This window comes from Microbacterium algihabitans, assembly GCF_032464975.1.
GTDB classification, from domain to species: Bacteria; Actinomycetota; Actinomycetes; order Actinomycetales; family Microbacteriaceae; genus Microbacterium; species Microbacterium algihabitans.
In genome coordinates this window covers 687,907-702,524 of sequence record NZ_JAWDIU010000001.1, presented here as the reverse complement: position 1 = coordinate 702,524, position 14,618 = coordinate 687,907, and the positions used below count along the sequence as shown (strand labels likewise).

General features: G+C 69.8%; 11 protein-coding genes. All 11 read left to right on the top strand.

Annotated features, from left to right (window positions below; genetic code table 11):
* The first annotated feature begins 36 nt into the window (after positions 1-36).
* The 11 genes from RWH43_RS03360 (at position 37) to RWH43_RS03310 (ending at position 14,612) form a co-directional block, all read left to right on the top strand.
* Positions 37-1,002 (top strand): AAA family ATPase, encoded by a 966-nt coding sequence (locus tag RWH43_RS03360; protein WP_316000659.1) that lies wholly within the window; start codon positions 37-39, stop codon positions 1,000-1,002.
* 42 nt (positions 1,003-1,044) lie between these two features.
* Positions 1,045-2,421, top strand: a complete 1,377-nt coding sequence (locus RWH43_RS03355; protein ID WP_316000658.1) for a DUF58 domain-containing protein — start codon at positions 1,045-1,047, stop codon at positions 2,419-2,421.
* Positions 2,422-2,465: 44 nt separating this feature from the next.
* The gene (locus RWH43_RS03350) at positions 2,466-4,928 is read left to right on the top strand and encodes a transglutaminase TgpA family protein (RefSeq protein WP_316000657.1); all 2,463 of its coding nucleotides are present in this window, start codon (positions 2,466-2,468) and stop codon (positions 4,926-4,928) included.
* Complete coding sequence (locus RWH43_RS03345; protein WP_316000656.1) at positions 4,925-6,520, top strand: DUF5684 domain-containing protein; 1,596 nt, start codon at positions 4,925-4,927, stop codon at positions 6,518-6,520. The genes RWH43_RS03350 and RWH43_RS03345 overlap by 4 nt, the downstream gene beginning before the upstream one ends.
* On the top strand, positions 6,517-7,419 hold the full coding sequence (locus tag RWH43_RS03340) for a hypothetical protein (protein ID WP_316000655.1): 903 nt from the start codon (positions 6,517-6,519) through the stop codon (positions 7,417-7,419). The genes RWH43_RS03345 and RWH43_RS03340 overlap by 4 nt, the downstream gene beginning before the upstream one ends.
* Positions 7,420-7,769: 350 nt before the next feature.
* Positions 7,770-8,138 carry a 30S ribosomal protein S12 gene (rpsL, locus tag RWH43_RS03335; RefSeq protein ID WP_013584051.1) on the top strand — a complete coding sequence of 123 codons (369 nt, stop codon included), beginning with the start codon at positions 7,770-7,772 and terminating at the stop codon, positions 8,136-8,138.
* 5 nt (positions 8,139-8,143) lie between these two features.
* A complete protein-coding gene (gene rpsG / locus RWH43_RS03330; protein WP_144829781.1) occupies positions 8,144-8,614 on the top strand; it encodes a 30S ribosomal protein S7 in 471 nt (156 codons plus the stop codon).
* Between the two features lie 87 nt (positions 8,615-8,701).
* A complete protein-coding gene (gene fusA / locus RWH43_RS03325; protein WP_144829778.1) occupies positions 8,702-10,816 on the top strand; it encodes an elongation factor G in 2,115 nt (704 codons plus the stop codon).
* A gap of 161 nt (positions 10,817-10,977) precedes the next feature.
* Positions 10,978-12,171, top strand: a complete 1,194-nt coding sequence (tuf, locus tag RWH43_RS03320) for an elongation factor Tu (protein ID WP_144829775.1) — start codon at positions 10,978-10,980, stop codon at positions 12,169-12,171.
* 128 nt (positions 12,172-12,299) lie between these two features.
* Complete coding sequence (locus RWH43_RS03315) at positions 12,300-12,584, top strand: hypothetical protein (RefSeq protein ID WP_144829772.1); 285 nt, start codon at positions 12,300-12,302, stop codon at positions 12,582-12,584.
* A gap of 114 nt (positions 12,585-12,698) precedes the next feature.
* Positions 12,699-14,612, top strand: coding sequence for a DUF4012 domain-containing protein (locus RWH43_RS03310; RefSeq protein ID WP_144829769.1), 1,914 nt, complete (start codon positions 12,699-12,701; stop codon positions 14,610-14,612).
* The last annotated feature ends 6 nt before the right edge of the window (positions 14,613-14,618 follow it).

The following is a 14,618-nucleotide window of genomic DNA, read 5'->3' as shown; positions in this document are numbered from 1 at the left end:
CCCCCGTCCATCCCCCGACAGGAAGAACGCACCGACATGACGATCACCCAGGAGCAGGCCACCTGGTTCTCCCAGACCTTCTCGCAGATCGCCGACAACGTCGAGCGCGCCGTCCTCGGCAAGCGTCACGTCGTGGAGCTCGTGCTGACGGCGATGCTCAGCGACGGGCACGTGCTGCTTGAAGACGTGCCGGGCACGGGCAAGACCTCCCTCGCGCGTGCCGTCGGGCAGACCGTGCAGGGCACCAACACCCGCATCCAGTTCACCCCCGACCTGCTGCCCGGTGACATCACCGGCATCACCGTGTACGACCAGAAGACCGGATCGTTCGAGTTCCACTCCGGCCCGATCTTCGCCAACATCGTGCTCGCCGACGAGATCAACCGCGCGAGCCCCAAGACGCAGTCGGCCCTGCTCGAGGTGATGGAGGAGGGCAAGGTCACCATCGACGGCGTCTCCCGCGAGGTCGGCGTGCCCTTCCTCGTGCTCGCGACGCAGAACCCCGTCGAGCAGGCCGGCACCTACCGCCTGCCCGAGGCGCAGCTCGACCGCTTCCTGCTGCGCACCTCGCTCGGCTACCCCGATCACGCGGCGACGGTCCGCATCCTCGACGGCGCGGCCTCGGCCACGGCCGATCTGCGCCCGATCATCACGCCCCAGGCCCTCGTCGGCATGGCCGACCTCGCGGCATCCGTGTACGTCGACGCCCTCGTGCTCGACTACATCGCGCGCCTGGTCGACGCCACGCGCACGGCCGACGAGGTGCGTCTGGGCGTGTCGATCCGTGGAGCCCTGGCGCTCACCCGCGCCACCCGTGCCCGCGCGGCCGCCCAGGGGCGCACCTTCGCCACTCCCGACGACGTCAAGGCGCTCGCGGTGGCCGTGCTCTCGCACCGCCTGATCCTGCATCCCGAGGCGGAGTTCGACGGGGTGACGCAGGAGGCCGTCATCGGCCAGGTCCTGCTCGACACGGTTCCGCCCTCGCAGCGCGAGAGCGCCTGACGTGACCGTCGCCGTGGCATCCGCGAGCCGGGGAGGTGACCCGTGCCCGATGTGAACCTCACCGAGTCCCGTCTGACGCGCGCCTCCGCGTCCACGATGGCCACGGGCTCACGCACCTCGATCACCTCCACGGCCGCGCGCCGTCAGCGTCGCATCGTGCGGACGGTGGTGCGGATCGCCGAGTGGTGGCGGGTGGCGACGGATGCCGCGCGGGCCGCGGTCCGCTGGGCGGGACGCACCGTTCGCCCGGCCGGAGCCGTGGTCGTCGCGGCCGCCACGATCGGTCTGCTGCTGGGGATCGTCTTCGGATGGGTGGAGTGGATGGTCGCGGGCACCGCGGCGCTGCTGCTGCTGGCGATGGCCGTGCCCTTCCTCTTCGGTGCGCGCGCGTACGAGGTCGACCTCTCGCTCACCCACGAGCGGGTCGTGGCGGGCACGGGGGTGACCGGCGAGATCGTCGTGCGCAACGTCAGCGCGCGTCCCGCCCTGCCCGGTCGTCTCGACATCCCCGTCGGTCGCGGGCTCGTGGAGTTCGGGGTGCCCCTGCTGCGCCCGGATCAGAGCACGACCGAGCCGCTCGAGATCCCGCCCCTGCCCCGCGGTGTGGTGCGCGTCGGACCGGTGACGACGGTCCGCAGCGACCCCGTGGGGCTGCTCCGCCGCGAGCACGCCTTCGACGACGTGCACGATCTGTTCGTCCACCCCCGCACGGTGGGCCTGCCGTCCACCAGCGCGGGGCTCGTCCGCGACCTCGAGGGCAATGCGACCCGCCGCCTCGTCGACGCCGACATGTCGTTCCACGCGATCCGCGAGTACGTCCCGGGCGACTCCCGTCGTCAGGTGCACTGGAAGTCGACGGCCAAGACGGGCCGGCTGATGGTGCGGCAGTACGAGGAGTCGCGACGCTCGCGCATGGCCGTCGTGTTCGCCGCCGCGACGCAGGAGTACGCGGATGCCGACGAGTACGAGCTCGCCGTGTCGGCCGCGGCCTCGCTGGGCCTGCGTGCCGTGCGCGATGCCCGTGACATCGACATCGTCACGGGTTCCGAGATCCCGCGTGTGGTCAAGGGGCGCCTGCGCGCCATCCGCCATGTGCCGATCGTCTCGCCTCGGGCGATGCTCGACGGGTTCAGCGCCGTGCAGCGGCACGAGAACACCATGCCGGTCGAAGACGTCTGCCGATTCGCCGCCGAGGCCAACGAGCGTCTGTCGATCGCCTTCGTCGTCGTCGGGTCCGCCGTGCCCCTCGCCCGCCTGCGCCAGGCCGCCCTGGCGTTCCCCGCCGACACCGCCGTCGCCGCGGTGATCTGCGACGAGCGGGCACACCCGCGCATGCAGAGCATCGCGGGACTCACCGTCCTCACCATCGGAACCCTCGACGACCTGTCGGGTCTGCTCGTGCGCGGAGCCACCTCGTGAGCGCCGGTCGTCGCGAGCGCCCGACGCGGACGCGGGAGTCCTCCGTGACCCGGTGGGTGGCCGCATCGGCGTACACCGCGGTGTCGGTCGCCCTCGCAGCCGTCGCGGCGTGGCCGGTGTACGCCTCGGGGTCGTTCCTGCTGCTCGTGCTGGTGTCTTCGTTGGTGGCGACGGCGGTCGTCGCGCTCGCCGCGTGGCGGCGCGGCGGAGGGTGGGTGCTCGCCGCCGGGCTGGTCGGCGCGTTCGCGGTGCTCGCGGTGCCGCTCGCCGTCCCCTCGAGACTGACCTCGCCGCTCGACGTGCTGCGCGGGCTGGGTGAGGCCTTCGCGGGTGTCGTCGTCGCGTGGAAAGACCTGGTCACCGTCGACCTGCCGGTCGGCGCGTACCGCAATCTGCTCGTCCCGGCGCTCGTGGTGTTCCTGGTGGGTACCGCCCTCACACTGGCCCTCGCGGCTCGCACCGACCGGCGCGCTCCCGCAGCAGTGGTGCCGGGCCTGGCGATGACCGGGTTCGGGCTGTTCTTCGGCCGGACTTCCACCAGCGCTCCGCTCTCGCTCGGGGCGGTGTCGCTGCCGGCTCCGGTCGAGACCGCCGTCGGACTCGGCGCTCTGCTGTCGGCCGTGCTTTGGCTGGCCTGGCGTGCGCGCGACGAACGCGCCCGCGCCCTGCGGAGGGCTGCCGACGTGACAGCGGTGCAGGTGTCGCGCGGTCGCTCGCGCACCGACTCCCGGCGCGGAGCGCTCGGCGTCGCGATGATCGTCGTCGCGATCGTCGCGACGATCGCGGTGGTGCCGTGGGCCTCTCGCGACGCCGACCGTCAGGTGCTGCGATCGGCGGCCGGTCCGCAGCGTCTCATCGCCGAGGCGGTCAGCCCGCTCGCGCAGTACCGGGCGATGTTCTCCGACGCCCGCAGCGACGACGTGCTGTTCCGCGTCCGCAGCGACGACGGCGCCCTGCCGGAGCGCATCCGCATCGCCACCCTCGACGCCTACGACGGCGAGATCTTCCGCGCCTCGGGAGACGAGGGGACGGGCTTCGTGCGTCTGCCGTCCACCCGCGACGCGGGCACGGGCCGCTCCGTCTCCGCCGACGTCGACATCGCCGATCTGGGCGGCATCTGGATGCCCACCGCGGGGAGCCTGGTGGCGGCGACCTTCGAGGGCGAGCGCCGCGGGCAGCTCGCCGACCGCTTCTACTACAGCGCCGACGCCGAGGCGGGCGTGCAGACGGCCGACGGCGGACTCGAACCGGGCGACTCCTACCGGATCGACGCGGTCGAGGCCGCGCCCGACGATCTCGCCTCCCTGACGCCTCCCGGGGCCGTCGGCGCGACGGCCGGGGGCGACAACCTCCGCCGCTGGGTCGAGGAGCACGCCGATGGATCCGACGGTGCGGCCCTGCAGGCGCTCGTGCAACTGCTCCGCGAGCGCGGCTACCTCAGCCACAGTCTCGCGCCGGAGGGGGCCGCGCCCCCGGCCTGGACCGCCGACCTGCCCGGGTACCAGCTGCAGCCCAGCGCCTCCGGTCACTCGCTGGCGCGCATCGACCGCATGTTCGAGCGGTTGCTCGAACGTGAGGACGACCCCCGGGCCGCGGCATCCGGAAATTACGTGGCCGCCGTCGGCGACGACGAGCAGTTCGCCGTGGCGACGGCGCTCATCGCGCACGAACTCGGCTTCCCGGCCCGCGTCGTGGTGGGAATGCGTCTGTCGTCGCCGGACAGCGCGCTTCCGACGTGCGAGGCGGGGGAGTGCCGTGCGCGCGATCTGGTCGCCTGGACCGAGGTCGAGGGCGACGACGGCCGGTGGACGCCGATCGACGTGACCCCGCAGTGGGAGCAGTCGCCGAGCCTCGAGGTCACCCAGCAGCAGGATCCCGAGAACGTGACGGAGGTGCGCCCCGACACGGTGGACGAGGTCGTTCCGCCCGAGCCCGTGCAGGAGGACAACTCCCTCGACGACGATCAGCGCGCCGACGACGGCGTCGATCTCGCGTGGCTCTGGCCGATCCTGCGAGTGACGGGTCTCGCGCTGCTCGCCCTTCTCATCGTGTTCGGTCCCTTCCTCGCCGTCGTGATCGCCAAGGCCGTGCGCCGCCGCGGTCGGCGCCGCGACCCCGACCCCCGCTCCGCGATCGCGGGCGGATGGGACGAATACGTCGACGCCGGGGTGGATGCCGGTCGCACCGTGCCGCGCGCCCCCACCCGACGCGAGGTCGCCGACGCGTTCGCGACCCCGTCGGGGGCACGGCTCGCCGACGACGCCGACCGCGCCGTGTTCGCGGGCGGCGCGGTCACGGCCGACGAGGTGGCGGAGTTCTGGAGCATCGTCGACGCCGAGCGGCGTGTGCTGGTGCGTCAGCGAGGCTTCTGGCGGCGCGTGCGCGCGGCCGTATCGTTGAGATCGTTCCTGCGGTTCCTCGCTCCGCGCTCCCCGCGCACGAGATCCCCGCATCGCGACGAGAGGGGGAAGCGTCCCACCGCCCCGGGAGGACGCGACACGACATGACCGATTCGACCATGGTGGTTCTCGGCGCGAGCTCTCTCGCTCTCGTCGTCGTCGTGTACGTGTGGTTCGCCCTCGCCCTCGCCGCGGTGTTCCGCAAGACCGGCGAGCCGGTCTGGAAGGCGTGGGTCCCGATCGTGAACGTGGCCACCGTGCTGAAGCTCGGCGGGTTCTCGCCGTGGTTGGTGCTCATCAACCTGGTTCCGCTGTTCGGAACGCTCACCTTCGTGATCCTCTTCATCATCGCCGTGCACCGCATCACGGTGGGCTTCGGCGCCGGTGCGGGCATGACCGTGGTCGGCGCCATCTTCCCCGTCGTGTGGGCGAGCATCCTCGGTTTCGGCTCCGCGCGGTGGGAGGGCGATGCGCCCCGCGGTCCCGACGAGCAGTCGGCACCCGTTCGCCGCGGCCAGGACTTCCAGGGGCCGTACGTTCCGCTGGTCGGCGGATGGACCCCCGCGCCCGAGTCCCGTCCCGGCGACGGCAGCCGCGACGCCGAAGACCACGTTCCGGATGCCGCTGACGCGCCCGCCGAGCCCGCTCCGGTGTCCGAGCCCGTGATCGTGCCGTTCGCCGCTCCGACCGGTTCGCTCGCCGATGCCGTGCCCGCGCCCGGTGGATGGGGTCCTCCGCCCGGTCTGCGTCCCGCGGAGTTCGATGACCGCCGTCGCCCCACGCCCGCCGTCTCCGACGAGCAGATCGCGCCCGCCGAGCGCCCGGCCGCCGCCGCGGCATCCGGATCCTCGGTCTTCGAGGTGCTCGACGCCCTCCGCGACGGTGCCGACGACAACGACTCGTCCCGCAGCGCCGCCCGTGCCGTGCCGTCCGCGGCCGACGACGACGCGTCGACCCGTGCGCTGGTGATCCCCGGCGAGCCCTCGGCGTGGACCCCCGCGCCGGCCGAGCCCGCCCCGGCGCCCCCGACGGTCGACGAACAGTCCGACCCGATCGCCCCGTGGGTGACGCCCGCGCGCCGCACGACCCACTCCGACGCGGCGGCCCCGATCGCCGAGGTGCCGTTGACCCGGCCCGCCCCCGAGCCCGTGCCCGCGCCGCGCGCGTCGGCACCCGCGCCGGCGGACGAGTTCCCCGAGCTCTCCGAGGCGGTCTCCGCGGTTCCCGATGCTCCGGATGCCGGCTCCCCGCGCTCCGCACGCACGTCGGTGTCGTCGCTGTACACGCGACCCGAGGTGCCGGCCGTGGCATCCGACGACGACGATTTCGACGCCCTCGACCGCACGGTGGTGACCAAGCGCAAGCGGATCCCGTGGGCCCTCGTGCCTCCGAGCGGGGCGCCCATCGATCTGACGTCGACCGTCGTCATCCTGGGGCGCCGCCCCGCCGCCGACACCGCCTTCCCCGACGCGCAGCTCGTGTCGATCGTCGATGAGACCCGAACGGTCTCGAAGACCCACGCGCGCCTGCACCTGCGCGGCGAGACGTGGTTCGTCACCGATCTCGACTCCACCAACGGCGTCCTGTTCGCCACGCTGATGGGCACCGAGGTCGAAGCCCCTCCCGGCGAGGAGATCGAGGCGGGGGAGCGGTTCTTCCTCGGCGACGCGGAGGTGCGGCTCGCGCGGAGCAGCGCGTGAGCGGCCCGAACGACCGTCCCGACGATCCCGACGAGGTCACCCTCTGGGCCGGGCGTCTGCGCGCGTGGCCGACTCCTCCGGCGCACGACGACGCCGCGGCGGTGGAGGTCGACGACGACACCGTGCGTGTGCACGCCGCCGGACCGGAAGTCGAACCGGATACCGAACCGGATGCCGACACGGTGCTGTCCGGCGGCGCTCGAGCCGCCGATGACACGGTCGTCTCGACGAGGGACGACGACGGGATCGGCACGACCGCACCGCGGCGTGCAGCGCGGCCCTCCGCTGCTGCGCCCGACCTCGACGACGAGACGATCCGTCGCCCCGCGTCCCCGGCGGTCCCGGACCTCGATGACGCGACGGTGCGCCGTGCCCCGGCCGGGGTCGACCGCGTCGACGACGAGACGATCCGTCGCCCCGCGCCCCCGGCGCTCTCGGACCTCGATGACCAGACCATCCGTCGCCGCGCCCCCGCGGCGGCCACGGACCTCGACGAGGCGACCCGGCGCCGCCCCGGCCTCGAGTCGGCGGGCGTCGACGAGGACACCCGCCCGCGCGCCGCGCCCGCGCGCGGCGACGACGACACCGCCGCGGGGTCCCGTCGGAGCCGGCGCGAGGCGGCGTCGCGTCCGGGCCCCTCCGAGGCGCCCCTGCCGCCCGTCGTCTCGCGCGAAGCGCACGTGCCGACCGCCCTCCGGAGCGACGTCTACGCGCCCCGTACCGACGGACCCGTGCGCGTCGAACGCGCGCTCCCCGTCCCCCGTGCGTCCGCGTCCGACGCGTCCGTCGTCCGCCCGCGCTCCGAGCGCCGCGGAACAGGCCGCCTCGTGGTGCTGGCCCTGGTCGTCGTCGTGATCGTGGCGGCAGCGGTCGTGGGTGGGGCGCTGCTGCTCGGCTGAGGAGCGGCATCCGGCACACTCCCAGCCGGAGGGCCCGCGATCGTTTGCCGCGCCCCCGGAGAACGCGTATCATTGACCGGGTGTGCGTTCACGCGCGCCGTGCGTCATGCCCTCGGGCGGGTCGTACGGATCAACGCTCGCACCATCTCAGGGATCGGCCTGCGAACAGGTCGCCCCCACGGCATATCCACCACGAATCGCGTCAGATCATTCTGTCGCGGGGTGGATCACACGTGAGCCCGACACGTCACGAATCGCAAGATGACCGACATGACGGGGGAGACACGACGCTGTCACCGTGCAGCACCCTGGGCGCCCGAGAGGATCGCCCAGCCAATCAAGGAGAGAACGTGCCAACCATTCAGCAGTTGGTTCGCAAGGGCCGCTCGCCGAAGGTCTCGAAGACCAAGGCTCCCGCGCTGAAGTCGAACCCCCAGCAGGCCGGCGTGTGCACCCGCGTGTACACGACGACCCCCAAGAAGCCGAACTCGGCGATGCGCAAGGTCGCCCGCGTGAAGCTGCGCAACGGCACCGAGGTCACCGCGTACATCCCCGGTGAGGGCCACAACCTGCAGGAGCACTCGCTCGTGCTCGTCCGTGGTGGTCGTGTGAAGGACCTCCCCGGTGTCCGTTACAAGATCGTCCGCGGTGCGCTCGACACCCAGGCTGTCAAGAACCGTAAGCAGGCTCGTAGCCGCTACGGCGCGAAGAAGGGCTGAGAACAATGCCTCGTAAGGGTCCCGCCCCGAAGCGTCCCGTCGTCAACGACCCGGTGTACGGCGCTCCCATCGTCACCCAGCTGGTCAACAAGATCCTCGTCGACGGCAAGAAGTCCATCGCCGAGTCGATCGTCTACGACGCCCTCAAGGGCGTCGAGGCGAAGAACAGCCAGGACGCCGTCGCCACGCTGAAGAAGGCGCTCGACAACGTCCGTCCCACCCTCGAGGTCAAGAGCCGCCGCGTCGGTGGCTCGACCTACCAGGTTCCGGTCGAGGTCAAGCCGCACCGCGCGAACACCCTCGCGCTGCGCTGGCTCGTGAGCTACGCGAAGGGTCGTCGTGAGAAGACGATGACCGAGCGTCTGCAGAACGAGATCCTCGACGCCTCGAACGGCCTCGGTGCCGCGGTCAAGCGCCGCGAAGACACCCACAAGATGGCCGAGTCGAACCGCGCCTTCGCGCACTACCGCTGGTAAAACCCGCGGGGTGTCCGTGACCGCATCCCGGTCACGGACACCCCGATGGGCCCGGCATCAACCTCCCAACAGGTAAGGAAGACACCCGTGGCACAAGACGTGCTCACCGACCTGACCAAGGTCCGCAACATCGGCATCATGGCGCACATCGATGCCGGCAAGACGACGACCACCGAGCGCATCCTGTACTACACGGGAACCAACCACAAGATCGGCGAGACCCACGACGGCGCCTCGACGACCGACTGGATGGAGCAGGAGCAGGAGCGTGGCATCACGATCACCTCCGCTGCTGTGACGTGCTTCTGGGACAAGAACCAGATCAACATCATCGACACCCCCGGTCACGTCGACTTCACCGTCGAGGTGGAGCGCTCGCTCCGCGTGCTCGATGGCGCCGTCGCCGTCTTCGACGGCAAGGAGGGCGTCGAGCCCCAGTCCGAGACCGTGTGGCGTCAGGCCGACAAGTACAACGTCCCCCGCATCTGCTTCGTCAACAAGATGGACAAGCTCGGCGCGGACTTCTACTTCACCGTCGACACCATCATCAACAAGCTCAAGGCGAAGCCGCTGGTCATCCAGCTGCCCATCGGCGTCGAGAACGACTTCATCGGTGTCGTCGACCTCGTCGAGATGCGCGCACTCGTCTGGGCGGGCGACGCCAAGGGTGATGTCACCATGGGCGCCAAGTACGACATCCAGGAGATCCCGGCCGACATGGCCGACGTCGTCGCGAAGTACCGCGAAGAGCTCCTCGAGACCGTCGCCGAGACCGACGAGGAGCTTCTCGAGAAGCACTTCGGCGGCGAAGAGCTCACCGTCGCCGAGATCAAGGCCGCCATCCGCAAGATGACGGTCAACTCGGAGATCTACCCGGTGCTCTGCGGCTCGGCGTTCAAGAACCGCGGTGTGCAGCCCATGCTGGACGCCGTCATCGACTACCTGCCGTCGCCCCTCGACGTGCCGGCCATCGAGGCGCACGACCCGAAGAACGAAGAGACGATCATCGAGCGGCACGCCGATCGTGAAGAGCCCTTCACCGCGCTGGCGTTCAAGATCGTCACGCACCCCTTCTTCGGTCGTCTGACCTACATCCGCGTGTACTCCGGTCACCTCGACTCGGGCGCGCAGATCGTCAACTCGACGAAGTCCAAGAAGGAGCGCATCGGGAAGATCTTCCAGATGTACGCCAACAAGGAGAACCCGGTTCCCTCGGTCACCGCCGGCCACATCTACGCGGTCATCGGCCTGAAGGACACCACGACCGGCGACACCCTCTGCGACGCGCAGAACCAGGTCGTCCTCGAGTCGATGACGTTCCCCGAGCCGGTCATCGAGGTCGCGATCGAGCCCAAGACCAAGGCCGACCAGGAGAAGCTGGGTCTCGCGATCCAGAAGCTGGCCGAAGAAGACCCGACGTTCCGTGTCGAGCAGAACAACGACACCGGCCAGACGGTCATCAAGGGCATGGGCGAGCTGCACCTCGACATCCTCGTGGACCGCATGAAGCGCGAGTTCAAGGTTGAGGCCAATGTCGGCAAGCCGCAGGTGGCGTACCGCGAGACGATCAAGAAGACCGTCGAGCGTCACGACTACACCCACAAGAAGCAGACCGGTGGTTCGGGTCAGTTCGCGAAGATCCAGTTCGCGCTCGAGCCCCTCGAGGTCACGGCCGACAAGACCTACGAGTTCGAGAACAAGGTCAGCGGTGGTCGTATCCCGCGCGAGTACATCTCGCCGACCGACCAGGGCTTCCAGGACGCCATGAACGTCGGCGTGCTCGCTGGCTACCCCATGGTGGGCGTCAAGGCGATCCTGCTCGATGGCGCGTCGCACGACGTCGACTCCTCGGAAATGGCGTTCAAGATCGCCGGCTCCATGGGCTTCAAGGAAGCGATCCGCAAGGCCAACCCCGTCATCCTCGAGCCGCTCATGTCGGTCGAGGTGCGTACTCCCGAGGAGTACATGGGCGACGTCATCGGCGACCTGAACTCGCGTCGCGGGCAGATCCAGTCGATGGAAGACGCTCAGGGTGTCAAGGTCGTGCGGGCGCTCGTCCCGCTGTCCGAGATGTTCGGCTACATCGGCGACCTGCGCTCGAAGACCTCGGGCCGCGCCGTGTACTCGATGGAGTTCGACAGCTACGCCGAGGTTCCTCGCGCCGTCGCTGACGAGATCGTCCAGAAGAACAAGGGCGAGTAACACCGCTCTCACGGATGCCGGGAATCCCGGGTTCTGCTCGGGTTCCCGGCATCCGCTCAAACTGAATACCGACTCTCTAGTAATCTGAGAACCATCCCCGCGAAGAATCGGTCGCAATCCAGTGCCCGAGACGTCGCAACCAACGTCCTGAGGAGGACCCAGTGGCTAAGGCCAAGTTCGAGCGGACCAAGCCGCACGTGAACATCGGAACGATCGGTCACGTCGACCACGGCAAGACCACGCTCACCGCTGCCATCTCGAAGGTGCTCGCCGACAAGTTCCCGTCGGCCACCAACGTTCAGCGCGACTTCGCGTCGATCGACTCGGCGCCCGAAGAGCGTCAGCGCGGCATCACGATCAACATCTCGCACGTCGAGTACGAGACCCCCAAGCGTCACTACGCTCACGTCGACGCCCCCGGTCACGCCGACTACATCAAGAACATGATCACCGGTGCCGCTCAGATGGACGGCGCGATCCTCGTGGTCGCCGCCACCGACGGCCCGATGGCTCAGACGCGTGAGCACGTTCTGCTCGCCAAGCAGGTCGGCGTGCCGTACCTGCTCGTCGCGCTGAACAAGAGCGACATGGTCGACGACGAGGAGATCCTGGAGCTCGTCGAGCTCGAGGTTCGCGAGCTTCTGTCGTCGCAGGACTTCGATGGCGACAACGCCCCCGTCGTGCGCGTCTCGGGCCTCAAGGCTCTCGAGGGTGACGAGCAGTGGGTCAACTCGATCGTCGAGCTCATGGAAGCCGTCGACGAGTCGATCCCCGACCCGGTGCGTGACAAGGACAAGCCGTTCCTCATGCCCATCGAGGACGTCTTCACCATCACCGGTCGTGGAACGGTCGTCACGGGTCGCGCCGAGCGCGGTACCCTCGCGATCAACTCCGAGGTCGAGATCGTCGGCATCCGCCCGACGCAGAAGACCACGGTCACGGGTATCGAGATGTTCCACAAGCAGCTCGACGAGGCCTGGGCCGGCGAGAACTGTGGTCTGCTCCTCCGCGGCACCAAGCGTGACGACGTCGAGCGTGGCCAGGTCATCGTCAAGCCCGGTTCGGTCACCCCGCACACCAACTTCGAGGGCACGGCGTACATCCTGTCCAAGGAAGAGGGCGGCCGTCACAACCCGTTCTTCACGAACTACCGCCCGCAGTTCTACTTCCGCACCACCGACGTGACCGGCGTCATCACGCTGCCCGAGGGCACCGAGATGGTCATGCCCGGTGACACCACGGAGATGTCGGTCGAGCTCATCCAGCCGATCGCCATGGAAGAGGGCCTCGGCTACGCGATCCGTGAGGGTGGCCGCACCGTCGGTGCCGGTACCGTCACCAAGATCGTCAAGTAAGTCCTTCCAGACTTCACTCGGCACAGGCCGGGCCTTCGGGCCCGGCCTTTGTCGTTCCCGGGGGACATCTCTTCCCCCCACAGCATTCCGGCCGGGGCGCACGCGAGCCGCCCGGTAGAGTCGCTCGGGTGAATTCCTTGTCCCGTCTGCTCGGTGTGCTGTCCCTGCTCCTCGCGATCGCCGCCGTCGCGGTGCCCGTCGTGGGGGTCGCCGTGCTTCTGCTCGCGGGCTCGGGTACCGTCGTCGCGCAGGCGGTGGGCACCGGCCTCGCGATCGCTGCGGTGGGCGTGGTCCTCGCGGTCATCGGGTTCGTCGTCGGTCGCCGCGGACGCGCCACGGCCATGCCGGTGGTCGGCGGGCTCACGTCGGCGTGCGTCGCCGCCGGCATCCTGATCGCCCTGCCCTTCGTCTGAGCCGTCTCCCGCGGGGGCCGACGCGGCCCGGTTCGTCGGGGCGATCCCGCTGGTGTCCGCGGAGCGCAATCGCGCCCCAAGGACGTCCAGGGAGCCTCAACTAGAATTCATCCCATGGGTGAACGTCTGCGACGAGATGCGAGAAGTCAGGCGACGCGAGGAGATTCAGACCTCGACGTCTTCGACTCGACGCCGACGGACGACCCCCCGCGTCGGTCGCGGTACGACGACGAAGACGACGCCCCCCGGCGCCGCGTGTGGCCGTGGGTTGTCGGCGGGGTGTTCGGGGTCGTCGGCGGCGCCGCTGCCTTCGCCGGCATCCTGGGCGCCACCCTCGCCGTGCAGGCACTCGACGTGCGTGACGACCTGCTGGCGGCGAAGTCGTCGATCTCGAGCCTCGGTCCGCTCGCCGAAGCCCGTGACGAGGCCGGGCTCCAGCAGGCGGCCGCCGACCTGAGCGAGCGCACCTCGCGTGCGGCAGCCACCGTGAACACCCCGCTGTGGGACATGGCCGCGCAGTTCCCGGTCGTCGGGGTGAACATCGACGCCGTGTCCCGCGTGACCCGCGCCGCGGACATCCTTGTGAAGGACGCCCTTCCGCCCGGCATCCAGATGCTCGCGCAGACCGACCTGTCGAAGCTGACCCTCGACGGCGGCGGCATCAACCTGCAGCCCTTCGTCCAGGCGCAGGACGCCCTGCCGGCGATGTCGCAAGCCTTCAGCGCGGCCAAGGCCGAGACCGACGGCATCGATTCGGACCAGCTGCTCTCGCCCGTCAGCGGTCCCGTCGACGAGATCCGCGACGTGGTCGATCGCGCAGCGCCCGCCCTCGACATCGCGAACCGGTATCTGCCGACTCTTCTCGACATCGCGGGGGCGAACGGTCCGAAGAAGTACCTCGTGGTCTTCCAGAACAACGCCGAGAGCCGCGCGACCGGAGGAAACCCCTCCGCGAACATCATCATGGACGTCGACCAGGGTGCGTTCTCGCTGCTCGACCAGGGCGGACCGAGCACGTTCTACGGTCCCGAGGGTGCCGGCGTGCAGTTCACCGACCTCCCGGCCGAGACCATGTCGCTGTACCCGTCGTCGTTCGCGCACTACTCGCAGGACAACACCATGACGCCGGACTTCCCGACGACGGCGCAGCTCTTCAGCGACGCCTACACGGAGGTGAACGGGGGCCGGTTCGACGGTGTCATCTCCATCGACCCCGTCGTGCTCTCGCACATGCTCCAGGTCGCGGGCCCCGTCGACGTCGCGGGTCAGCAGATCAACGGCGACAACGCCGTGAAGGTGCTGCTGAGCGACGCGTACCAGAAGTTCCCCACGGCGCGCAGCTCGGACGCGTTCTTCGCCGCCGTGTCCGACAAGGTCTTCCGTCACCTCACCTCGACCAAGTGGGACCCGACGAAGATGCTCGACGCACTCACGCAGTCGGCCGAAGAGAAGCGCATCAATCTCTCGTTCACCTCTCCCGAGGCGCAGCAGCTGGTCACCGAGGTCGGCCTCGACGGCGGCCTGCGCGCCGACAACACGGTCAAGACGCAGGTGGGCACTTATCTGAACGACTACTCGGTCGGAAAGCTCGAGTACTACCTCACCCAGTCCGTGTCCGCCGTCTGCGACCCCACCGCGCGCACCATCACCACCACGACCACTCTGTCCAGCTCGGTGCCGACGGAGGGGCGCAGCGCCTACACGCTGGGTGAGCGCAACGCGGCGAACGGTCTGCCCGCGACCTCGATGATGCTGAACGTGCTGTTCTTCGCCCCTCCCGGGGGAGAGATCGTCTCGACCGATCCCGCGTCGAGCGATCGGGGCGGTTTCGACCGGTCGGGCACGGAGAAGGGCAACACCGCGGTGAACCGACTGGTCGTGCTGCCGACGGGGGAAACCCGTACGCTCACCTCGACCGTGAAGCTGCCCGACGGTCCGCTCGGCCCGCTCGAGCTGCGGCATTCGCCGACCGCCACCGACACCTCGGTGACCGTCGACGCCTCGTGCGGTTCGTTGTTCGGGCAGTGACGCGTG